The sequence below is a fragment of the Alteromonas ulvae genome (assembly GCF_048987005.1).
Lineage (GTDB): Bacteria > Pseudomonadota > Gammaproteobacteria > Enterobacterales > Alteromonadaceae > Alteromonas.
The window spans coordinates 3,674,826-3,697,777 of the sequence record NZ_CP185261.1 but is presented as its reverse complement, the minus strand read 5'-3'; the positions used below and the strand labels follow the sequence as shown (position 1 = coordinate 3,697,777).

The following is a 22,952-nucleotide window of genomic DNA, read 5'->3' as shown; positions in this document are numbered from 1 at the left end:
TTGCAAATTAACGCTTTTAGTCTTTCGCGTTTTTAGTGAACAGCCAGTAAAGCGCTGCGCCTATCACCAGCTCGCCAACTAGGAACAACCAGGCATTGGTTGCCGACTGACTGATAGACCAAATACACACAGCAAGTGCTATAAAGGGTACTGCACGTTTAACGATGTTAGGTGTGTAGGTAAGTTGATGCTGCGCTTTCATAAGCACTACTACGCACACTGCATAAACCACGAGCCTTGCTAACACACTAGAAATAGCAAGCCACACAAAACTGCCGCTTAGTGCCATAACACCTGCAAAAATGCCTAGCACCAGTACCGATATATACGGTGTGGCGAATTCGCTATGTACTTTGCCAAGCCAGTGTTTACCAAGGTTTTTCGGAATAAGCGACTGACGTGCCATCGAGTACGTAAGGCGTGATGTTGAAATCATATTGGCAAGTAGGTTGCCTGCTACAGACACCACGGCGGCTAACGTCATTATCAGCGCACCCATTTCACCAAAAATGATATTCGCAAGAGCGATTAACGGGGCACTTTCGGGGGTTGCAGCGCCAAGCGTATGCCAGTAAAGCCACTGAACGCAGAAATAAAATAACGCGATGCCTGACACCGTCAGCATCAATGCTTTTGGAATGGTTTTCTTTGGAGCGCTAGTTTCGCCGCTGGTTACCACAACCGTTTCAAAACCAATGAATGCATACAGCGTAATGAGTGCGCCTGCGGATATGGTGTCTAATGTTGGGGTGACAACTGCCGATGCAGTAGAGAAATCAAGCTGCCAATACCCTACGCCAATAAGCGCTACAAAAGGCAATAGCTTCAAAATAGAGATCGTGTCGAGGGAGCGCATTGCTGCTTTTAGTCCCACAATATTGACAAATATGAGCAGGCTAGTGAGCGCTATTATTGCCAGAGATTTTCCCATTCCAGCGTTGATTTCTGGCCACAAATAGCCGGCATATAGCAGCAGAACGTGCATATTCGCCGCAATGGCAGTGGCTCTAGCAAGGTAATACACAAACCCCGTTTGAAAGGCTGCCGCATTACCAAACCCTTTGCGTGCGTATATAACCGGCCCGCCAGTTTCTTGATAAAAAACAGCAAGCTGCCCAAAACACCACACAATGGTGAGCATAAGGGCGCCAAAAATAAGAAATATATAAGGGCTAAACGCACCTAACTCTGCAGCCATTTTAGCAGGCAAGGCAAAAATACCTGCGCCGATAAGGCCGTTTAGCACAAGTAGGGCGGCACCAACGCCGCCAATACCCTTAGTGAGCAGGCTGTTTCTAGTCATTGTTTAGGCTAAAAACGTGTTCACCGGCAACATAGGTCGAAAGTACTTTGGTTTTCCAAATGTGCTTGGGCTCAATACTGAAGATGTCTTGGTCGACTAAAATGAAATCAGCCCATTTACCAGGCGTAAGTGTGCCCAATGTATCTTCCATATGCCCTGCATAGGCGGCATCAAGGGTAAAGCCTTTAAAGGCTTGCTCAATAGACAAGGCTTCGTGGGCATACCAGCCTTTCACTGGCTGGTTGTCTCTGTCTTGGCGGGTTACCGCAGCGTGTAGGCCATAAAACGGGTTGGCTAATTCCACCGGAAAGTCGGAGCCAAGTGGCAGCGCAATGCCCGAATCTAGCAGCGTTTTCCACGCATAGGCGCCTTTCATTCGATCTTTACCGATGCGATCTTCTGCCATGTTTTTATCACTGGTGGCGTGGGTAGGCTGCATGGATGGAAGCACTTTCAAGCCAGAAAAGCGGGCTAGATCGTCAGGTGCAATTACCTGCGCATGCTCAATGCGGTTGCGCAGTTCGCTTCCGCCAATGCGGTCAAACGTACTTTCAAACTCATTGAGCGCTACGTGATTCGCTTTATCGCCAATAGCATGGTAATTCAGCTGAAACCCTGCACCTATTACGGTAGTGAATAGCTCACTCATATCTTCTGGCTGAGTCAGTAATAAGCCGTGTTGATGAGGTGCATCTGAATACGGCGCTAACAACGCCGCGCCACGACTGCCGAGTGCGCCATCGCCATAGGCTTTTACAGAGCGTATATACAAAAAGTCGTCGTTATCGCGAATAGTGCCGTTACCCAGCATGGTGGATAATTCAGGATCGGTAGCACTCACCATGGCATAAATACGAATAGGTAAGTCACTTTCTACCGACTCTTTTAAATAGAAGTCATACACATCGCGGCTAATGCCAGCGTCGTGCATTGACGTTATTCCATTGGCTAGCAAGTGTTCGCCAGCTGCATCTAATTGCTGCTGATAAATAGCGTTACTTGCCGAAGGTAGGTGTTTTTCAATAAGCATTGATGCGTTATCAATAAATACGCCAGTAGGGTTGCCGTTGGCATCTTTAATTATTTCGCCACCAACAGGAGATTGGGTGTCTTTAGTAATGCCGGCAATTTCCATCGCTTTGGTATTTACCCACGCAGCGTGTCCATCAACCCGGGTAAGTACCACCGGACGGTCTGACACTACTTTGTCTAGGTCGCTGGCGCTTGGAAATGCACGGTCGCTCCACAATTCTTGGTTCCAGCCGCGACCAGTAATCCAGCTTTGCGTTTTATTCGCGAACGCATAATCTGACACCATTTTTGCTGCATTGCTCGCACTCGTGCTCTCTCGTAGGTTCACTTCCAACAGGTTGGCGCCTAACCCTAACAAATGGCCATGAGCATCGATAAGCCCAGGAAGCATGACTTTTCCTTCGCCATCGATAGTCGTACTAATGTCAAAGTTTTCTGCCTTGGCATCAAGGGCGAGTACTTTGCCCTCATCCATTACCAGATTACTGAACTGCACAAGTGTGCCACTGTCGTTTAGGGTGTAGCCTTTTACGTTTTTAACTAGTGTTGCCGCGTTTGCATAGTTACTAGAAATAATAGTACTAGAAATAACAGTAATAGAAATAACAGAGCTAAGTGCAATACAGGATGCCGCGAGCGTGAGGCCGGTTATTAGCTTTTTCATTGGTTTTGTTTTCATCATTCTTCTTCTGTTCCGTCGTCGAAATCTATAATAGGGGGTTGAAGTAAAAAGTCTTGCTCCCAAATTGCTGCCATTGACGCTTGGCTGATATTACCACCAGAGAGCATAACTAACGCCGTTTTGCCGGGAGGGGTATTAGCAGCCCACGATGCCACTGCCGCCATTGTCATTGCGCAGGTGGGTTCTATATGCAACTTCAATAGATGGTGTAGCCATTGGGTCCAATATGCAATCTGCAGCTCGTCAACTTCATAAAAATCATCGAGTTGTTGTAGTAATTCAAACGTTACATCACCCACGCTGGGGGTGGCTGCACCGTCTGCTAAGGTAACTGGCGTGTGCTCAAGGGCCACAATCTCGCCAGCTTGCAGCGACATAGAAGCGTCATTCGCCTCAATGGGCTCAGCGCCAATCACCAGTGCGTTGGGTTGCAATGCTCGTGTCGCTAGTAGCGTACCCGCTAATAGGCCGCCACCGCCACAGGGCGCAAACACTGCGTCTACGCTTCCTGCGTCTTCAAGTGCCTCTAAAGCTGCAGTGCCTTGTCCGGCAATAATATCTTCATGGTTGAACGGCGGTATCCACACGGTATCAGCGCCCTCGGCCGCTTCTTTCACCGCAATGTCTGCCTCGGGGCGAGTAGCAAACAGTTTTAATTCTGCGCCGTAGCTCTTTGTAGCCGCCGCTTTGATTGGGGATATATTTTCACTGGCGAAAATAGTGGCTTTTATACCAAAGTGAGCCGCGGCATAGGCTACCGCCTGCGCATGATTACCCGAACTATTGGCGACAACCTGTGATGGCAGTCGACCTTCTTCCTTTAATTTGGCTAGAAAGTTCATTGCGCCACGAATTTTGAAAGCGCCAATGGTTTGTAAGCACTCAGCTTTAAAAAGAATTCGATGACCCATCCACGTGTTTAACAGCGTCGATTCAACAATAGGCGTGCGTTTGACTACTTCATTGATACGCGTACTTGCTTTTTTAACACTGTCAAAGTCTGGCGTTTTGCCCATTACTACTACCCATTAATCACTAAAAAGTTAAATCACTACATTGAATACTACCGAAGACAATTCATATTTGCTTCATAAATCTTTATTAAGCTTAACGGCTATGTTTGCGGAGATTTAGTCATGTTCGATAGGATAAACCATCGTGTTTATGCGTTACCCACGGTGTTGTTCTTATTACTTTCTATGTTGTTCGTGTCCACCGGTATTTATATTCAAAAGGATGAACAAAGCGCAAGGGTATCAAAAGCGCAGTCGGTGGCCGAGCAAGTGAAAATCAGCTTAGAAGTATTTTCCACTGAACGAGTAAAAGCCATTTATAACCTGATGCAGAATTGGCCAACTTTTGAGCCAAATCCAGTTGACTGGTTCAATACTCAATCATTATCGTTAATGGGAATGCAGCGAGGCTATAGTTCTCTGGCGTATATTGACAAAACTGGAACAATTCAGTGGGTGGCCACCCCTGAAGCAGGTACTAAAACTCGTATCGACAACAGCCTTATTGGCGAGCCTATGGATGCGCTTGGTCTTCCTATTCCAACGCTATCAGAGTCACTGAATAGTGCGATACTCTACTCTCCCTCCACACAACACCATCACATTTTGCTGGGACGAGCAATTAGTCCTCAAGAGCCTGAGCATGGTTATATTGTTGCAGGCTTCGACGTACAAACCATTTTAGGTGTCATGCTTGGTGAACTCGTTGGCCCGCAGTTTAACTTTAAGCTACAAGCGGGCAACAGCACGCTATTTGCTAGTGGTGAAATGATGGATGATGGGACACTCGTCTCACTACCTCCTTTTAAGTTTATAGGCCGTGATATCACACTTTCCATGCAGTCTCAATTTAGCCCCTTTAACCCAGGAATACTGGTTATTGTCATTGGCTTACTGATGTCTGCGTTGGTGAGCTACGTATTCCATAAGCAGCTAAAAGGCGCTGTGCACCTTTCGGTGAGTCAGCAGCGCTACCTTACCGCCAGCGAAGCGTCATTAGATGCACTGCTTATTTATCAACCCTCGCAGAATGACTACACCTTGGTAGAAGCAAACTCATACAGCGAATACCTTTTTAGAGGGGCGGTTGATGTCATGAAAAAAATGAGTTTGGCCGAGCAGTCCCGTTTTTTAGGTATACCTGAAGAGTTTGAAAAGGCAGCAAAGGTAGCTAAAAACGGTGCGCCCTACGAGGGTTATGTTGCAATTCACAGTGACAAAATCGTACCCGAGTGGATAAAAATTCAGGTGGTAAAAGCAGGTAATAATATTGCCTTAACTATTCGCGATGTAACCGAAAGATTTAAAGCGCAGCAAGATTTAAAGGATAGTGAAGAACGGTATCGTCGTTTAGTCGACGGCATGCACCGTCATTTTGTGTATACCAAAACGATAGAACATAATTTTATTTACGTGAGTGCCGGTGTTGAAAAAATACTAGGCTATAAACCGGAACAGTTTTGTTCACAGGAAGCGCGCTATGTACAGCAAGTACCGGATGAAACTTTTGAGATAAGAGAGGCAATAGCGAGAGGTCAAAAGCCAGCGCCTTATTTGGTGCACTACCAAGGGCTTGGTGGCAAAAGTTATGTGTTAGAGTTTTCTGACACTCCCATTTTGAATGACAAGAGGCATTTAACCGCTGTCGAGGGGATTGCCCGTGATGTTACAAGCGAGTTGGCTTTGCACGAAGAAGTACATTTTCAAGCAAATCACGACCAGTTAACAGGCTTGCTCAACCGCTACGCCTTTAATGCACAGCTTCGGGAGATCCTCAGAGAGACAAGGGCAGAGATAAGGACAGAGAATAAAACAATTGAGTCCGTGGATGAGTCTACCTCTTCAGTGCTGCGCAATATTCGCGACACACACAGTCAGAATCAGCGTCGCAGTGTTATGTGTTTTATTGATATGGATCGCTTTAAATTAGTTAACGACAGTTGTGGTCATCCCGCAGGTGACAAACTGTTAAAAGAAATCTCCACGGTGTTCAGGCAATACGTTAACGCAGATGATTTACTAGCGCGTATCGGTGGTGACGAATTCTGCATTATTTTTAGAGATCAAGGGCTAGACTCTGTGTTAAAGCAGTTGGATCAGCTTTTAGTCGCTATATCGAACTACCGCTTTGTGTACGACGATAAATTATTTTTTGTTGGCGCGAGTATTGGCGTTATTGAAATAAATGCGCAGACAAAAAGTGCAGAGGCATTAATAAAAGCGGCAGACAATGCCTGTTATAAGGCGAAGCATCTGGGGCGTAATCGTTATTTTGTATACCGTGACGGGGATGCACAACTTGCCATCGACGACAGCGAAAATAAGGTGCTGCAGGCGCTTCACAACGCGCTACAAAACGATGGTTTTGAGCTTTATAGCCAAGCCATTATGCCTCTTACCGTACCTAGTGAGGTAAGCACGCACTTTCCTCAGCACTATGAAATCTTACTGAGGTTAAACGCAAGCGAAAGCGGTCTTATTAGCCCAGGGTTGTTTATTCCCCTTGCCGAGAGGCATGGATTGATGAATAAAGTGGATTTATGGGTGGTTGATAACACTTTGAAAACGCTAGAAGCCAATCCTGCCCATCTCGATAATGTGGGCAAAGTCGCCATCAACTTGTCGGGCATAACCCTTGGTGATGAGATTGCATTACAAAAAATAGTACAGCGAATGCAGGGAACGACCGTGCCTGCTGAAAAAATCTGCTTTGAAATAACAGAAACCACAGCGGTGACTAACTTGGCAGCCGCAAAGCATTTCATTTCTACACTCAGAGATATTGGGTGTAGCTTTGCCTTAGATGATTTTGGGGCAGGAATGTCATCGTTTACTTATCTTAAAAACCTTGATGTGGACTACGTAAAAATTGATGGCTCCTTCGTGCGAAATATTGTTCACGATCCAATAGACCATGCTACAGTAACTGCCATAAATAACATTGCTCACAGCATGGGAAAGCAAACCGTCGCCGAGTTTGTTGTAGACAATGCAACGGCCCAAGTGCTGCAAAAGCTTAATGTAGACTTTGGGCAGGGTTTTGCTCTCGACAAGCCAAAGCCTCTGGCACACAGGGTTCAATGGCGTGTGAAGCTTGCCTCTGTATAGTTATTAGCAGTTTGAAAAGGAAAATAACATGGGTTTATTCGATACAATAATGGGAAATGCGAGCGAGACAAGCTCTGCAGATGTTCAGGAAGAGCTTTCTCCAATACTTGCTGATAACGAAACGGTTACGTCGGCATTTAAATTGGTTCGTGACTTAAGCGTGTTTACTAATAAGCGATTAATAATTATTGATAAGCAGGGGCTGACGGGGCGAAAAGTGAATTATCACTCTATTCCGTATAAGTCTATTACCCAGTTTATTGTTGAAACAGCGGGGCACTTTGATACTGATGCCGAGCTAAAAATTTGGCTGTCGGGCAAATCAGATGCTATTGAAATTGAACTAAGTGCATCCTCTGCACAGGCAGTGCAAAAGAACTTAGCTAATCAGATGTTTGCATAAACCATTCGGTTGTCGCCAGGCGGCCAAAACGCTTTCAAAATAAAAAAGGGCATAACAAAACATTGTTATGCCCTTTTTTTCTAGATTACGTTACTTCCCATAAGCCTTTTCGCCAAACCCTGCTTACTTCAGATTTCTCTCGAAGAAATTTGTAATGGTTTTGTATAAGTGAATGCCAGTTTGCTTACCGCGAAGGCTGTGCTTTTTACCTGGGTAGTCCATAGTTTCAAACGGGATAGCCAAGTCTTGCAAGTGCTTATACAGCATAGTGGAGTGGGTAAATAGTACGTTGTCATCTGCCATTCCGTGGTAAATCAACAGGTCGCCTTTTAAGTCTTTCGCGTAGGGAAAGACAGAAGACGCAGTGTAGGCATCGTTCTCGGTGTTTGGGTTACCCATGTAGCGTTCGGTGTAATGGGTGTCGTATAAACGCCAGTCGGTAACCGGAGCACCAGATACACCTGCAGCAAAATAGTCGCCCGCTTTAAACATGGCCATCAGCGTCATGTAGCCGCCATAACTGTGTCCGTGAATACCAATGTTATCGGCATCAACGAAAGGCAGCGTGCGCAAATACTCTACGCCGGCAACTTGGTCATCCACCTCGATAAAGCCCATTTTTTTGTAAATAGGATCTTCAAATGCTTTGCCTCGGTAGTTAGAGCCTCGGTTATCTACCGTGAAGACAACATACCCTTGGTCAACCCAATGTTGCATCAATAAGCCACGATCTCCCGCCCATTTATTGGTAACAACTTGTGCGTGAGGCCCGCCATATAAATACACGATAACAGGCAGTTTCTTATTTGGGTTTTCTATCGCACTCTCTGGCTTGTAGATTCGGTATTTAAGCGTTGCACCGTCTTTCGTTTGAATATCGCCAAACTCAGGCTTGGTCCAACTGTCCATGTAGGCGTGTAAAGGATGACCTTCTTCTACTTTATTTTCTTCAAGCCAAGTAATACGTTTGCCAGAGGCATCGTTTAAACTGACTTGGAAAGGAGAGTTAACGGTAGAAAATCGGTCGATAAAAATAGAGGCATCACTGCTGAAGGTTGCGTCATGATAGGCGCCCAATTCAGTAATACGTGCTATATCGCTGGAGCCTTTTCCATCAAAAGGAACGACATAAATATGACTTTCCAACGGCGTGTCTTTGCGGCCAGAGAAAAAAATGCGGTCGTTTTGCGTATCGATGGCTTCAATACTGTCAACCACCCAGTCTCCCGATGTAAGCTGCTTGACCATTTTGCCGCTATTGTCGAAAAGGTAAAGGTGCTTGTATCCATCACGCTCAGAGGCCCAAACAAACTGACCTTTGTCTTTGAGGAAATACAGGTCGTCGTGCAAGTTAACCCAAGTATCACTGCTTTCATTTAACAGTACACGCTGGTTTTTTGTTTGCGTGTTGTACGCACGCAGCTCAAGGTTTTGCTGATCGCGTGTTTGCCATTGGTAGGTAAATGTTGTGCTGTCCGGCATCCATTGGCCTCTGGCAAAGTACACGTCTTTATCTTCGCCTAAATCTACCCACGTACGCTCGTTTGTGTCTAGCGACTGAATGGCCAGTTCTACTATCACGTTAGGTGTGCCCGCTTTGGGATACTTTTGCTCAATAAGTTTGATATCGTCAGCGTAAATCTCAGTGCGCGTAATAACGTCTACCGGGCTTTCGTCTACTTTGGTAAAGGCAATTTTACTTTCATCTGGCGCCCACCAATATCCGGTCATTCTTCCCATTTCTTCTTGAGAAACAAACTCGGCCATACCAAACTTGATGTTGCCACCGCCGTCTTTAGTAATTGCCATCTCTTTGCCCGAGGCAATATGTTTTACATAAAGGTTCTGATCGCGAACGTAAGAAATGTAATTACCTTTGGGAGATAGTTTTATATCTGTTTCAAATGCATCGGTATCGAGTAGCTGCTTGGCGCCTTTTTCGCCGAGTTTGTGATAGTACACATCACCGCCAAGAGGGAAGAGCAGAGCTTTACCATCGTCAGACCATTCGTAGCTTACAATGCCGCTACCTTTTAGGCGCATACGCTCGCGACGGGCTTTCTCTTCATCAGAAAGTACTTCTTCGCCGCTTTGTAAGTCGTTAGAATCAAACAACATGCGAGTTTCGCCGCTGTTAATATGGTATTCCCACAGGTCGAGACGTTCGTAGTCGGTTTGCTTTCCTTTTAAGAACGTAACGCGCGCGCCATCGGGAGACACTTTAAGTGTGCGAGGGGCGCTGCCGTCTAAAGAAGGTGATGAGAAAATTCGCTCAATAGTGAGCGTTTCAGCGTGTAAAGCAGTAGAGAGCATAGCGGCTCCAATTAAAAGGGCTTTTTTCATTGTTATCTGCATATTTTACTGTCGAAGGTTAGATTGTAGAGAAACCATCACATGATACAAGGTGCAAAGTATGAAATCCGCAATGGTGCTAGGAGCGACAGGTTTAGTCGGACGAACGCTTGTAAATATGCTTTTACAGGACAGGCGTTACGATGAAGTGACGTGCTTGGTGCGTAAGCCCCTGTCTTCACAGATGTTCAACGACCCACACAACCGTTTAAGGCCGGTGGTTATCGACTTTGACAACCTCCAAGACTATCAAGGTTATTTTAGCGTGAATCATGTGTACTGCTGTTTGGGAACCACCCTAAAAAAAGCAGGTTCGAAACAAGCATTTCGTCGCGTGGATTTTGAATATATTCACGTTGCTGCCCAGCTTACCCGTGCCCAGCGTGCCGATAGCTTTGTCTGGGTGTCTTCTGTGGGGGCTGATGCGAAAAGTAGCAATTTTTACCTTAGGGTAAAAGGCGAGCTTGAAAATGCCATTATGCGTATGCCACAGCTGCCAAATGCATCCGCGGTTAGGCCGTCATTGCTGTTAGGGAACCGAGATGAATCTCGCTTACTTGAAGATGTTGCGCAAAAAACGGCGCCTATTTGGCAATCTATCATGAAAGGGCCGCTTAAAAAGTATCGTCCCGTGGCGCCAATTGATGTAGCAAGAAATATGATGTCATTGCAAAAATGGTAAATGGGGTAAAAATACAGAGCGGTTAAATAGAGAGAGCGGTTAAAATAAAGCGTGAGCTAAAAACCTTAAGTATAGTAATGGCTTTGCGCTAGTGCCTATTCCAATTTGTATCTATTCCTTCTTATCTATTCCATCAGGCGTGATGGGATAGATGAGATGAGGTAAAATGCCAGTCGTGTTTTATAATCCATGTTCATAAAAAATGTTTCGTTGTAAGCAGTTCAGTGTGGCGCAAGATAAGTGTGCCATGAAGGTGAATACCGATAGTCTCATTCTTGGAAGTTGGGTAAATCTCAATGGGGCCAAAAGTGTGCTGGACATTGGTACTGGAACAGGCATTCTCGCGCTTATGATGGCGCAAAAAACGGATGACGCTGTCGACATACAGGCAATTGAAATAGATGAAAATGCGGCGCAGCAGGCCAGAGATAATGTTGAAATGTCAAAGTGGTCGAAGCGAATTTCGGTGCACCACCAGGCCTTAGAGGTTTATAAGCCAAAGACCAGCTTTGATATTATTGTATCGAACCCGCCCTATTTTGAGCACAGTAATAAATCTACCAATGCCTTTGCTAGTCAAAGCGATGCACGAAATAGTGCCCGTCAAACCACATTGCTTACACCGTCTGCACTTTTTCAGTTTGCGGCTAACTATTTATCTGCAGCGGGCAGTCTTTATTGCGTTTATCCTTATCGTCGAATAGTCGAAATAAAGCAAGATGCGTCAGAATTTAACTTAGTCGCCACACAGTGCTTGGTGGTTAAGCATAACGGCAAAAGTGATCCCTACTTATGCGTTTATCGTTTTCAGCCTCAACGCGTTGATGATGAAGATAGCGAGAGCGCAGCTAACTCCCAAGCCGAGGAGATGTATCCTTCCCTTACAATACGCGATCATAATGGTGAGTATTCATCTGCGTTCAAGGCGCTTTGCCGCCCGTTTTATCTAAAATTTTAAAAGAGAAGAAATCATGGTTGTCGTTGCCGAAGCATTTGGTGCAGTTGCTGTTGTTTTAAATTTCATTGGGTACCGACAAAATAACGTTGACCGCTATCTGCTGATATCCGCGTTCGCATTAGCAAGCTTAAGCGCTCATTTCTTTATGCTAGATGCTATGGCTGCAGGGGTAGGGACGCTTCTCGCTAGCGTTCGCAACATTATTGCGATTAAAAATAGAAGTAACCTTATTCTGTTTGCCTTTATAGGTATTAATATTGGTTTTTTATGCTACGAATGGTTTGTGCTTGAGCATCACTGGAACCTATTTATTGCCTATGCTTCTTCGCTCATATTTACTATTGGCTCTATCGTAATACGAGACACTCATCAAATACGAAGAACCTTTCTTGTCGCCGAGTCATTGGGCTTACTCTATGCCATTTCGGTGGGAAGTATTTTTGGCACTGTGTTTAACATCAGTAACCTCATCAGCATAATTAGCAAGCTAAAGCGATAATTCTTTATATCGATCCCGTTTACCCCAAAATCCGTCGCCTTCAAAGCTTAAAAGTGGTCATTATTTCTACCGAGTGATGGCCTTTTTTGTGTCGATTTTCTTATGAGATGTGAGCGTTCACTTTCTTTTATCTTTATGTATTTCATAAGTCTAAAGTTCAATAGGCGAAAGTTCAATAACACTTTTGCGTATGTAAGCGTATTCTTATCAATTAGTAAGTATGAATGCCGCGATGTTTCCTATTAGTGGGTAGAAGTACACTCACTTATCGTTTTTAGGAGATGCGTTATGAACAAAGAAAATAAGTTTCGCAGTGAACATCAACGGAATGATTTAAGTGACGAATTAGAGCGTAAGTTCGCAGACTGCGTTCCTGTAAATATATATGAACTAGCGAAGGGTCAACATCACTCACAACGCGCTAGTGCGACGTCAGAGGCACCTTCTGGCGTGATTGGTGTTCAATCACAATTGGAGACGGAAACGCTATGGCAGAACAGGTTGCACTTGCTGTTAAACGCGGAAAGCACACTGAATAGCATTATCCGTTACCGTAAACTAACGGCTATTTTGGTTACGGCAAGCATGGCTATCTTACTGTTTTCATTATTTGTTGCACCATCATTACCCCCTTTTGTTTTTTATGGCATTATAACGATAGGTATATGCGGAATTGCAACGTACCCGGCGTGGTGTGTTGCAACGAAAAGTGCACAAGAGCAACGTGATAGCATTTCGAGAATGTTTTATAAAAGTAATCACGAGGTTGAACTGTCAAATGGTGAAGTTACGCTTATTAACAGGGCAAACTATGCTAGTGTCACAAAAATACACATAGCGGATCGCAATATTGGACAACTCGCCACATGAGAACGTATCGAACCCCGTACAGTACATAGGCGCTTTATTATTAGCCTCTGTGCTGCTTGGCGCCATTTTGTTAGCGCCAATGGATGCTATCGGACAGCTCTTCGCGTCATTGTTAGTGCTAATTTCAATTTCCTGGTGTAGCAAAGAAGCCCAACATACCCAGCCCCATCAACACTTCTTCCGAATTTTAGCCCTTGTCTTAGGCACGGCTTTAACCACTCGTTATTTGCTATGGCGAGGGTTGTATACGCTCACTTATACCGATATTTTTTCACTTGTTGCGGTTTGGCTGTTATTCATTGCTGAAATTTATGCAGGCATCACTTCCGTTTTAGGTGCTATTGTCAATGCGTTTCCTCTTAGTAGGCCGCTACTCACGTTAAAAGGTATAGACACAGATCGTTTGCCTTCTGTGGACGTTATGATCCCCACCTATAATGAAGATGTTGATATTCTTGAGGTGACAATTCGCGCCGCTAAAATCCTCAATTATCCCAAGGACAAGCTATTTATACATTTACTGGACGATGGTGGTACCGATCAAAAAATTAATGCAAGTAATGCAACTGCTGCTGCAGCGGCAAAGCAACGACGAAGCACCCTTCAGGCGCTGTGTAAAAAACACGATATTGTCTACCACACCCGCGCAAAGAACGAATTTGCGAAAGCGGGCAATGTAAACAGCGCTATAGGGAATACTAGCAGTGATCTTATTGTCATTTTAGACGCCGACCATGTGCCCACATCAGATTTTCTCGATAGAACCGTGCCTTGGATGTTAAAAAACGAAAATGTCTTTTTGGTGCAAACGCCACATTTTATGGCGAACCCTGACCCTGTTGAACGAAATTACTTTTCAGCCTTCACACGAATGCCCTCTGAGAACGATATGTTTTACGGGACCATTCAAAAAGGCCTCGATTACTGGGGCAGTTCTTTCTTTTGTGGTTCTGCGGCCCTGATGAGGCGAGCGCACCTCGAGTTGGTAGGGGGAATATCTGGTGAGTCAATTACTGAAGATGCAGAAACCGCGTTAGATTTGCATAAATTAGGTTATGAATCGGTTTATGTAGACAGGCCAATGGTGAGCGGCTTGGCGCCAGAAACGTTTGATGCGTTCATTCAGCAGCGTATGCGCTGGGCACAAGGAATGACCCAAATTCTTTTGTTAAAAAAACCGTTTAAAGCCGAGGGGCTCAAGTGGTATCAGCGTGTTGGTTATATGAGCTCTATCATGTTTTGGTTATTTCCTTTTGCGCGTATTATTTTTCTGCTCATGCCTTTGGCATATCTTGTATTCGGACTTCAGGTATATCATGCCTCCATGCTTGAAATACTGGCCTATACCATTCCTCACGTTATCGCCACGTATATGATTTCCACTTTGCTTTTTGGCAGAACGCGTTGGCCTTTGGTTTCTGAAATATACGAAATTTTACAGTGTGCCTTCACACTCAAAGCACTTATAAAGGTGTTTATTAAGCCGCGAGAACCTTCCTTTGTGGTTACGCCAAAAGGGGAAAGCTTAGACAAAACTTTTGTATCGCCACTCGCCAATGTCTTTTATTGGCTTATTCTTATATTGTTATTTGCTTTTTTCACCGGGGTGTATAAATTTATCGCCGAGCCTTTAAGTAGAGAGCTCACCGTTGTTGTTATGCTGTGGAATGGATTCAACCTATTATTGTTGATGTCGGTGTTGAGCGTTTTGTTAGAAAGAAAACAAGTGCGAACGCAATCCAGGTTACCCGCAACCAATAACGTTGTATTACGGACCCAAAAAGGACAGGCTTGGGTGGGGGACCTTGTGGATCTTTCCATAGGTGGTGCGAGAATAAAGTTAAAAGGTGAGGGCGCGTTATTTTCCGATCAAGCCATACTTACCGCATGGTGTGAAGCACTAAATAGGAACGCTCACTTACCCGTTAGTGTGTTGAACTACGATAGTAAATTATCGTTACTTCGCGTCCAGTTTTCCCCTTCAACAGAAGAAGAGCACAGTGAAGTTGTTGCTTTTGCATTAGCAGATAGCCGCAGATGGATGTCATTTCAGCGAAGGAGAACGCGAGCAATTACGTACTGGTACGGCGTTAAGCACGTGCTGAGTGTTGGATTAAAACCTGCTCTTTTGCATTTCCTACATGCTCTAGATATCGCAGGCAAAAAAATAAGTCACAAAATAAGTTCTGCCAAGGAATAAACAAAAATGATAAAAATCTATTCTACGTTGTTGTTGAGCTTACTATTAGCATTTACTGTTAATGCGGAAACCAATACCTATCGTCTCACCGATTTCTTTGCCGGCGAAAGTATTATTCGGCTGGAGGGTAAAGCAGATTCAATCGACTTTGCTATTCCTTTGTCTTCAATTACCGACGTTAATAACGCGGTGCTGACGTTAGATGTAATCAGCTCTAAGGCACTCATAGAAAAGCGTTCTCAGCTTGTTGTCCGTTTTAATAACGCCACTATCGGTCAAATACGGTTCGACCCCGACCGTCCTTCGCTTACCTCTGAGGTTTCTATACCGGTTAAGTTATGGCGAGATGGCTTCAATACGCTTACATTCAGTGTTAGTCAGCATTATGCAAATCAGTGTGTAGATGGCAGTGCACCTGAGCTATGGAGCGAGGTGAATATGTATAATTCAACTTTGCAAATAACCTCAAGTAATAATGTTGATAATTTCACATTCGATAAGTTAGATGGCTTCTTCAATCCAGGAATTGGCGGCTTGCGAGACGTGTCGTTGATCACTGCTACAGATGTGGAAGACGACATTACCAAGCGAACGCTTTCATTGGTGGGTCAGGCTCTTGCGTTACGCAATCAATATCAGCCGCTTGAGCTAAAGCACGAGACCTTTGACGAGGGCTATGTATTGCCTGAATTAGACGCTGCGGATGTCGAGCAGCGCTGGACAGAAGAAAATATTCAGCGGTATGAGCGAGCAGCATGGTATACACAGGTAAGTTCTCAACATAATCGCCCTGGCAACGTTCTAGCAGATGAGCAATCGCAGCAGTTACATGTAGTAGTAGGTACTGCCTCCTCGCTCTCACCCGTGCTGTCTGATACCACGGTTGACAGTATTAAAGGCCCTTATTTAAAAACAGAAGTGACGCCTTCATTTTCTATCGGTAATCGCGTGATTATCCCTTCCACATTTCGCCTTATCGTCAGTGGCAATACTACTGACGATGTATACAAAGCTGCGCAAACCTTGGCAGTTATGGACGATGAGATAAATGTGACTTCTCAGATTACCGTAATGTCTCATACTGGTATGGAAGCAACCCGATTACAACAACAGCTTATCGCAGCGCCTGATACCGCTTACGAGTTTCAAGACTTAGGGATTTCGGCGGCAAGATTTAGAGATGAAGGAGACTTTTCAAAACGTGCCTCATTTCTACTTCCTGCTGATTTTTATGTACCTGAAAATGCCAGTGTTGGCTTACTCCTTAACTTTGGCTACGGAGCGGGTAATGGACCTGGCTCTATTATGAATGTGAAAGTAAACGATGAGTTAGTGCATGGTTTGGCCCTTGATAATCCGAATGGGCAGGTGTTCAAAAACTACAAGCTGTCGATACCTGCAAGATACTTAAAAGGTGGGGCAAACAATATCGACTTTGATGTGACGCTGCGAGCGCCTCTCGCGGGAGTAGCTTGCGATGAAGTTGGGGGAAGTCATTTAATATTTCAGTTAGAAAACTCTTCTGTTATTGACCTTCCTGATGCGGGACATGTTGCAGTGCAGCCCAGTTTAGCCTTGTTCGGCGAAACAGCTTTCCCCCTAGCTCGATTTGAATCAGCTCCTGCTTCGACTATCATTATTCCATCTTCAGATTTTATGGATAGTGCACTCACGTTAAGTGCAAAGTTAGCGCAGGTGGCAAAGGCTCCGCTACTTAATCTGACTATTAATAACGTAGCGTTTGAAAGCATGCCATCGAATACTATTTCAGGCTCGGCAATTATATTGGGCACCCCAGATTCACTGTCGCACGTGCAGCAGTCTGAGTTTACAACGGCAATAGAAGCGACAAAACGCTGGTCTTATCAACTTCAAAATACTCTTCATAATCGGGTGAGAAACCTGACACAAGATAAGTCATTCAAGGCCATGAAAGTAGAAGGTAACACAATACAAGAAAGCGACTTAGGGCCGCAGGCTATTCTTACCGCACACGCCAACCCAGACAGTAACGACACCTTGTTTATTCTTGCCGCACAAACTGCTGAGTTGCTCAACGACAGAGTGAGTGATTTAGTGAGCTTATCGATGTGGGGGCAGTTAGCCGGTGATTTCTTTGCTTGGAGCGACAGCCGCGCACCGTCCCTTGTTATGCAGGTGAATGAAACCTATGAGATTGGCGAATCTGACGATGCGTGGCTTCAACTCAGGCTATGGCTTTCCAACAACCCCTGGTACTGGTTAGTTGGTTTTGTGGTTCTGGTGTTCTCAATCAGCGTACTTATTTATTTGCTGCTTAAACGTCGGAATAAAAAAGTACAAGACTCATGGTAATGAGAGTTAAACCGGCCGCTGTCTTTTGCTTAGCATTGCTTTTGATGTCGTGTACGGAATCTTATAAAAAGCAATCTGATAATAAGCAATTTGAACAGCGTTTTAGCGCCTATAAAGCGCTCTTTGTTGTCGACGGCAGAATAGTGGACACCGGCAACGATGAGGTCTCTCATTCTGAGGGGCAAGGTTACGGAATGCTATTCGCTGCTTATGCTAACGACCAGACAGCGTTTGATAGTATATGGCAATGGACTCAAACCGTATTGCAGCGACCTGACGCTTTGTTCAGCTGGCGCTATAGGCCTTGTGCGACGAAAGATGCTGCTTGTGTTGACGACCCTAATAACGCTTCAGATGGCGATGTATTAATTGCGTGGGCACTGCTTAGGGCCGCAAAACGTTGGAGTACTCCGAGTTATGAAGATGAAGCGCGCAGAATTATTAAAGCCATAGAAGAAAAGCTGATCGTGACACAGGATGGTTTCACTATTTTACTACCCGGTGAGTTGGGCTTTAACGACAGCAATGGTGAAAGGGGGGTGCAGTTTAACCTTTCATATTGGGTGTTTCCCGCGCTATCCATCTTTTCTGACTACTCTGAAAACCCCAGTATTTGGCAGGAGTTGTTCACCAGCGGGGTATCACTAGTACAGCAAGCTCGTTTCTCATCTTATCGCTTACCCTCTGATTGGACGCGGTTACATAATGGTACTTTTTCGATAGACGATGTTGTAGCAGGTGAGTTTGGTTTTAATGCGGTGCGAATTCCACTGCAATTAGTGTGGTCTGAACGCTTTTTGGCAAGTGCTGAGCGCTATGAGGTGTTAAGCCCATTTGCGCAGTGGTGGTCTCAAGATTATGTGCCTGCAACCCTCTCGCTAGATGACGAGAGGCCAGCGGAATATGCAATGACGCTTGGCATGCAGGCCGTTGAGCAAGCAGTTAATAAAATCGTCAATGACTCTACACCCAAGTGGCCTGTTATTAACAGAAACGTTGACTATTATTCGGCAAGCCTACTATTACTCTCAATGCTGGCTGTCTCGGATATATCGGGGTGAAAAGCATGACTACACCTAATCGCCTATTTCTTTGTGTGCTCTACGTGCTCCCCATGCTAGCTGTAATCGCTCCTCATACGGCTCACGGTCAGTCTAAAACTACGTATGAAGAACGCGAGCTTGATTTGGGGGACTTTGACGAAGGTCAGCCCGATGTCACCGGGCTATGGTTTCATATCGAGCAGGGACAACGTTCTCTCGCAAATGACGAGTATGAGCGGTTACGCTATCGATATCCTGGCTGGCAGCCATCGAAGCCACTACAAAATGCGCTAGACCGAATGAACAATCTGTCACGAGCAAATCAAGGCGCCAGTCGACAGGGGGCTAGTAAACAGGAGAGTTATCGCCAGACAGCGTCAAGCGAAAAGGAGCTTGTATCAAATGAGCCTAGTTCTGTAAGCAACGCACCTAAATTGCCACTAGCGATATTTGCAGAAAAAACACCGCAAGCTCGAAAACAAATATCAAGTACAGAGTTTAATAGGCTAGTGGCTCTAGCCGAGAAAGAAAACCAGCCGAACTTCTATTTACTGATGGGGTGGGCGGCGATTGACCGTGGGCAGCTTAGTGTAGCGCGCAGGCAGTTCGATAGCGCACTTGTGCTTAGCTCTGATGAGATTCAGCGTCGCTCCGCACAACAAGGCTTGAACACCATCACAACTTTTATTGTGAACAGTGCTATACAGCAGAGGGATGTGGAGCAGCTTACGGGCTTACTAGCTAGCGAAAAAGGTAACAAAGACGGTGGTGCCAACGTGAGTTTGATCACGTCCCTTATAGAGGGAAGCGCGTGGCGAAAGTACAATGATGGTGCATACAAAGAGGCGTACGAATTCTTTGTGTTATCGCAAAACAGCGATGGTCAGTATTTATCGCTAAGCGCTCAGCAAAAACATACTCAAGCCAGGCAATTAGCATGCAGCATTGATACAGAGCGCTTTTTACGTCGATGTGCCGACGGCTTGGCGCAGCAGCAACTCTATCTTTATGAAGATGGAGATTACAAGAGCAGCATTGAAACCGCCCAGCAGCTAGGCGATATAAGAGCATTAACCCTCGATGAGCTAACCCTGCTGGGTTGGGCAGCAGCAAAATATGGCGATGGGGAAACGGCAACACTAGCGTTTGAAAAAGTGCTGGAGCAAAATCCCAATGATGATGTTATTGCCGGCGAGTTAGTCAGGCTTAATAGTAATAACAGGCTGAAGCTAAATCAGCTTTCATCGACATTTCCAGCAGTAAATATCCGCCGACAAGCGCAGGTGAATGGCAGCGCATGGCCAAGAAAACAATTTCTGCTTTCCTATATTAACGACGATACGCGCTCAAAAACGGCACAGACTAAAGACGCGTTTAGTGTGGTTTCTGGCTTCACAACGCGCTCTCGCTCAGGTCAACCTGGGCTCGGAAATTTCGACGTTCTAACCAGTTATATTGGCATGAGTGATATTTACAAAGGTTGGCAATGGCGAATCTTTCTAGATTACAAGCAGTTCTATAGTGGCGCGGCACAGTCTGGAGCGTGGCTGGGCGATGATTTGCTTGGAGATGGAGTGCGTAGCGCGGTATCAAACAACATCACTGGGTTTGAAGACAAAGGCCTAAGGGCCGATATTGCCTACCAAGACGTAGGCTTTAATTTTTATGCAAATGTGGAATACGCCATGTTTGATCAGCCCGTGAACGCTGATTTTACCGGTCAAATTTCAGCAACGTGGTTTCTTCCTAAGCTCACCCTTGCCACCACTCTGTTCCGTTACCCTAAAGACGACAGCATGCTTAGCCAAACCGGCTCGTTCAATGCAAGAAATGAGGAAGCGTGGGGTTATGTACTTGAAGACGGCATACGAGGGTTGGCCGCCTATGAGCTAGCACCGCGTTGGTCTGTGGCCGGCACATTTCAAGTAAGTACTATGGATGGTGAGACAGTAGACAGCAATAGTGCACTGTCTGTGCGAGGTGATGTTAGTTACGATATTGCTAAAAACGTTTCAGACAGGCTCGATTACTGGCGCGTTGGCCCCTTCGCAAGTTACTCAGGGTATAAGCATAATCGAAGTGGTTTTACCTATGGTAACGGGGGCTATTTTAGTCCTAATTACTTTATTTCTCTCGGTCTATATTCAGAGTTGCTCACACTGGAAGCACTCAACTGGCAGCTAAAGCTGAGTAATGCTATAGCGCTTTCACGCCTTGAGCAAAATGCGGATCCTCGCTTTCCGCTCATAACCAATGCTGCTGTAGATAGCGACGCCGATCCGTCAATTTCCTTACCTTATTCTGAAACCACAGGGTTAAGTGGTAATTTTCTCGCTGAGGCACAATATCGTATTGGTAGTGACTGGATTGTCGCAGGCTATATGAGTAAGGCATTTGCCGTGGAATACCAAGCCTTTGAGGCTGGTATTCAACTTAGGTGGCGAGGCGGAGAGGGAAGCGGCGTAACCAGTGACGAGCTTCTATTGTCGTCACCGAGGTTACGGGGATTTGCTCTTTAAAAGGTGGCGCGTTAATGCTTTTTTCTGCGCAGCATCATAAAGCAGCCAGCGCCGAAAAGCAGGGCAATAGAGGCAGGCTCACTGACATTTATTGAGCCGAACTGATAATTGTTTATCTGGCCAGTGGGCGCGAGGTATTCCTCGCCTCTATCATTCACTAAGGTTACCTCAGGCGTTACTAAGCTATTTGCGATAACGTTCCCGTCTATATGTCCATTGTAAAAGTTCAACTGCGCATAGGGAGCAAGCACGCTGCCTTTAACGCCAACTGAGTGAAGCGTTACGTCAGTTGCATCAACAAAGTTGAAAAGGATGTTGTTGGTGTACAAACCGTCGTGACGCAAGTTAATGTTGTTATCGTTGTCGCGATACTGTCCGTTTTCCCTAAAATAACTATTTTCTTGCTTAAACGCCGTGTTAAAAAAGCCAGTATTGAATAATTCAACGCTCTGCCCCAACACATTAATGATATTAATGCTGGTGGTTGAGAAGTCGTAAACAATACCCTTATCGGCAGCGCTGAACCATGAACTATCTATTGAAAAGATATTTATGTCATCAGAACCAGAAAATGTAATCGTGTCAATCTTAGCGCTTGCATCATCAAGACAATTAGCAGCACCACAGTTTAGCGTAGTCACACCATTCACAGCCATATTGGCAAAGTCACTTGATTGGGTAAGAACTTCATTTTTTATGGCAGTAAAATCAAGGTTGTCCACTTGCACGATATTAGCGGAGTCTTTAACAGCCGCCGATGTGCCCGAATTGCCACTTTCTATTAAAAGGTTAGTGCCATAAGTCACAGCGCCATTGTCTAAGCCTGCGCTCTTAATAACCACTTCTCCTTCGGCGTCGATATCTCCCTGCTTTATTCCCGACCTGACAAGCGATACGTCACCTTTGCTTTTAATGCCGCCACTGTGGACAGTACCGCCCTCAATTGACACTGCGCCTGCGCTATTCACTCTTCCAGCAAATTCAACGTTATTGGCATTGAGCATGCCAGAAACGGTAGTTTGGCCGCCGTTGACTCTTCCTCGTGAAAAATTGAGATCGCCGCCCACATAAAGAGAACTGGTAGATAAATCCGGTGGGAGCAATAAGCCAACATCAAAGTCTTGTACCGTAAGATTACCGCCTACAGCGAGCTTACCTTCAACATCGGAACGCTCGCCCTCATAATCATTGAAGATAAATGCGTTATAGTCGAACGCTTTGCTTAATGCGATGGGTGCAGCTATGCTGCATGGTGAAGAGAGTGCTACTGCGGTAATCGCAATAGTGGCAATTTTCGATTTCATAATAGCTCCAGGATTGTCCGAGCCTGGAACGGCACTTTCAACATGGCTTTCCAGACAATCTGTAGCTTACGATATGACCAAAATTTATGCGACGATGCAATGCATACTTTGGTATAGACACTAATACGAAAAAAGCCGCCCGTGGGCGGCTTTTAATAGTTGAAAAGGGATTAACCCTTCTTAACTAGTACAGATACTTTTGAAATACCAGCAACTTTCACTTGGTTCATTACCTCTACCACAACGCCGTGTTCAGTTTCTTCGTCGGCTTGGATAGCAGCAGTGTCCGTGTTATTTTCGGCAAGATAAGTTTGCGTGTTTGCAACAACGCGACGAACGTCTACTTCACGCCCACCCATCATAATTGTACCGTTTTCGTCAATACGAATTGATAGCGCTTTAGAAGGCTTATCGTTTTTCGCTTGATTGTCTTCTGGACGGTTAACGTCTAACCCTTTTTCTTTTACGAACGAGGTCGTTACGATGAAGAAAATCAACATGATGAACACGATGTCCAACATGGGGGTCATATCAATCTGAGCCTCGTCTTCGGCCGAGGTATGCTTTTTTCTTTTCATCTCGTCTTCTTTCTTCTGTTACGTTCGAGCCCAATAGTATACTGCTTGTTACAAAAATATACAGGCTTTTGT

At 45.2% G+C, this 22,952-nt stretch carries 16 protein-coding genes; 10 read left to right on the top strand and 6 right to left on the bottom strand.

Annotation, left to right across the window (positions count from 1 at the left end; all coding sequences use genetic code 11):
* Positions 1–16: 16 nt before the first annotated feature.
* From ACOJR9_RS16015 to ACOJR9_RS16005, 3 genes are read right to left on the bottom strand one after another with little or no spacing between them, the layout of a single operon-like run.
* Complete coding sequence (locus tag ACOJR9_RS16015; protein WP_420933912.1) at positions 17–1,303, bottom strand: APC family permease; 1,287 nt, start codon at positions 1,301–1,303, stop codon at positions 17–19.
* On the bottom strand, positions 1,296–3,017 hold the full coding sequence (locus ACOJR9_RS16010; protein WP_420933911.1) for an amidohydrolase: 1,722 nt from the start codon (positions 3,015–3,017) through the stop codon (positions 1,296–1,298). The genes ACOJR9_RS16015 and ACOJR9_RS16010 overlap by 8 nt, the downstream gene beginning before the upstream one ends.
* Positions 3,014–4,033: a serine/threonine dehydratase gene (locus ACOJR9_RS16005; protein WP_420933910.1), complete on the bottom strand. Its 1,020-nt coding sequence runs from the start codon at positions 4,031–4,033 to the stop codon at positions 3,014–3,016. The genes ACOJR9_RS16010 and ACOJR9_RS16005 overlap by 4 nt, the downstream gene beginning before the upstream one ends.
* Positions 4,034–4,153: 120 nt before the next feature.
* Here ACOJR9_RS16005 and ACOJR9_RS16000 point away from each other — a divergent pair, with 120 nt between their 5' ends.
* Together ACOJR9_RS16000 and ACOJR9_RS15995 are read left to right on the top strand one after the other, a co-directional pair.
* The gene (locus tag ACOJR9_RS16000; RefSeq protein ID WP_420933909.1) at positions 4,154–7,138 is read left to right on the top strand and encodes a putative bifunctional diguanylate cyclase/phosphodiesterase; all 2,985 of its coding nucleotides are present in this window, start codon (positions 4,154–4,156) and stop codon (positions 7,136–7,138) included.
* Positions 7,139–7,166: 28 nt separating this feature from the next.
* Positions 7,167–7,541: a PH domain-containing protein gene (locus ACOJR9_RS15995; RefSeq protein ID WP_420933908.1), complete on the top strand. Its 375-nt coding sequence runs from the start codon at positions 7,167–7,169 to the stop codon at positions 7,539–7,541.
* 123 nt (positions 7,542–7,664) lie between these two features.
* Here ACOJR9_RS15995 and ACOJR9_RS15990 read toward each other — a convergent pair whose 3' ends face one another.
* The gene (locus ACOJR9_RS15990; protein WP_420933907.1) at positions 7,665–9,884 is read right to left on the bottom strand and encodes a S9 family peptidase; all 2,220 of its coding nucleotides are present in this window, start codon (positions 9,882–9,884) and stop codon (positions 7,665–7,667) included.
* 70 nt (positions 9,885–9,954) lie between these two features.
* Here ACOJR9_RS15990 and ACOJR9_RS15985 point away from each other — a divergent pair, with 70 nt between their 5' ends.
* The 8 genes from ACOJR9_RS15985 (at position 9,955) to ACOJR9_RS15950 (ending at position 20,998) form a co-directional block, all read left to right on the top strand.
* The gene (locus tag ACOJR9_RS15985; protein WP_420933906.1) at positions 9,955–10,575 is read left to right on the top strand and encodes an NAD(P)H-binding protein; all 621 of its coding nucleotides are present in this window, start codon (positions 9,955–9,957) and stop codon (positions 10,573–10,575) included.
* Positions 10,576–10,801: 226 nt separating this feature from the next.
* A complete protein-coding gene (locus ACOJR9_RS15980) occupies positions 10,802–11,533 on the top strand; it encodes a tRNA1(Val) (adenine(37)-N6)-methyltransferase (protein WP_420933905.1) in 732 nt (243 codons plus the stop codon).
* Between the two features lie 13 nt (positions 11,534–11,546).
* Positions 11,547–12,032 (top strand): YgjV family protein, encoded by a 486-nt coding sequence (locus ACOJR9_RS15975; RefSeq protein ID WP_420933904.1) that lies wholly within the window; start codon positions 11,547–11,549, stop codon positions 12,030–12,032.
* A gap of 288 nt (positions 12,033–12,320) precedes the next feature.
* On the top strand, positions 12,321–12,902 hold the full coding sequence (locus ACOJR9_RS15970; RefSeq protein WP_420933903.1) for a hypothetical protein: 582 nt from the start codon (positions 12,321–12,323) through the stop codon (positions 12,900–12,902).
* On the top strand, positions 12,883–15,102 hold the full coding sequence (gene bcsA, locus ACOJR9_RS15965) for a UDP-forming cellulose synthase catalytic subunit (protein ID WP_420933902.1): 2,220 nt from the start codon (positions 12,883–12,885) through the stop codon (positions 15,100–15,102). Before ACOJR9_RS15970 ends, bcsA begins: the two co-directional genes overlap by 20 nt.
* Before the next feature lie 6 nt (positions 15,103–15,108).
* Entirely contained in the window at positions 15,109–17,436 is a 2,328-nt protein-coding gene (locus ACOJR9_RS15960; protein WP_420933901.1) for a cellulose biosynthesis cyclic di-GMP-binding regulatory protein BcsB, read from the top strand.
* Between the two features lie 44 nt (positions 17,437–17,480).
* The gene (locus ACOJR9_RS15955; protein ID WP_420933900.1) at positions 17,481–18,497 is read left to right on the top strand and encodes a glycosyl hydrolase family 8; all 1,017 of its coding nucleotides are present in this window, start codon (positions 17,481–17,483) and stop codon (positions 18,495–18,497) included.
* Positions 18,498–18,502: 5 nt separating this feature from the next.
* Positions 18,503–20,998, top strand: coding sequence for a cellulose synthase subunit BcsC-related outer membrane protein (locus ACOJR9_RS15950; protein WP_420933899.1), 2,496 nt, complete (start codon positions 18,503–18,505; stop codon positions 20,996–20,998).
* Positions 20,999–21,009: 11 nt separating this feature from the next.
* Here ACOJR9_RS15950 and ACOJR9_RS15945 read toward each other — a convergent pair whose 3' ends face one another.
* The gene (locus ACOJR9_RS15945; protein ID WP_420933898.1) at positions 21,010–22,302 is read right to left on the bottom strand and encodes a collagen-binding domain-containing protein; all 1,293 of its coding nucleotides are present in this window, start codon (positions 22,300–22,302) and stop codon (positions 21,010–21,012) included.
* Between the two features lie 170 nt (positions 22,303–22,472).
* Positions 22,473–22,880, bottom strand: coding sequence for an ExbD/TolR family protein (locus ACOJR9_RS15940; RefSeq protein ID WP_420933897.1), 408 nt, complete (start codon positions 22,878–22,880; stop codon positions 22,473–22,475).
* Positions 22,881–22,952: the final 72 nt, after the last annotated feature.

Excerpts from the sequence above, each read along its gene's own strand:
- ACOJR9_RS15990 (WP_420933907.1), bottom strand. The coding sequence starts at position 9,884 with ATGAAAAAAGCCCTTTTAATTGGAGCCGCTATGCTCTCTACTGCTTTA.
- ACOJR9_RS15960 (WP_420933901.1), top strand. The coding sequence starts at position 15,109 with ATGATAAAAATCTATTCTACGTTGTTGTTGAGCTTACTATTAGCATTT.
- ACOJR9_RS16000 (WP_420933909.1), top strand. The coding sequence starts at position 4,154 with ATGTTCGATAGGATAAACCATCGTGTTTATGCGTTACCCACGGTGTTG.
- ACOJR9_RS16005 (WP_420933910.1), bottom strand. The coding sequence starts at position 4,033 with ATGGGCAAAACGCCAGACTTTGACAGTGTTAAAAAAGCAAGTACGCGT.
- ACOJR9_RS16010 (WP_420933911.1), bottom strand. The coding sequence starts at position 3,017 with ATGATGAAAACAAAACCAATGAAAAAGCTAATAACCGGCCTCACGCTC.
- ACOJR9_RS15940 (WP_420933897.1), bottom strand. The coding sequence starts at position 22,880 with ATGAAAAGAAAAAAGCATACCTCGGCCGAAGACGAGGCTCAGATTGAT.
- ACOJR9_RS15970 (WP_420933903.1), top strand. The coding sequence starts at position 12,321 with ATGAACAAAGAAAATAAGTTTCGCAGTGAACATCAACGGAATGATTTA.
- ACOJR9_RS15945 (WP_420933898.1), bottom strand. The coding sequence starts at position 22,302 with ATGAAATCGAAAATTGCCACTATTGCGATTACCGCAGTAGCACTCTCT.
- ACOJR9_RS15955 (WP_420933900.1), top strand. The coding sequence starts at position 17,481 with ATGTCGTGTACGGAATCTTATAAAAAGCAATCTGATAATAAGCAATTT.
- ACOJR9_RS15985 (WP_420933906.1), top strand. The coding sequence starts at position 9,955 with ATGAAATCCGCAATGGTGCTAGGAGCGACAGGTTTAGTCGGACGAACG.
- ACOJR9_RS15950 (WP_420933899.1), top strand. The coding sequence starts at position 18,503 with ATGACTACACCTAATCGCCTATTTCTTTGTGTGCTCTACGTGCTCCCC.
- ACOJR9_RS15975 (WP_420933904.1), top strand. The coding sequence starts at position 11,547 with ATGGTTGTCGTTGCCGAAGCATTTGGTGCAGTTGCTGTTGTTTTAAAT.
- ACOJR9_RS16015 (WP_420933912.1), bottom strand. The coding sequence starts at position 1,303 with ATGACTAGAAACAGCCTGCTCACTAAGGGTATTGGCGGCGTTGGTGCC.
- ACOJR9_RS15995 (WP_420933908.1), top strand. The coding sequence starts at position 7,167 with ATGGGTTTATTCGATACAATAATGGGAAATGCGAGCGAGACAAGCTCT.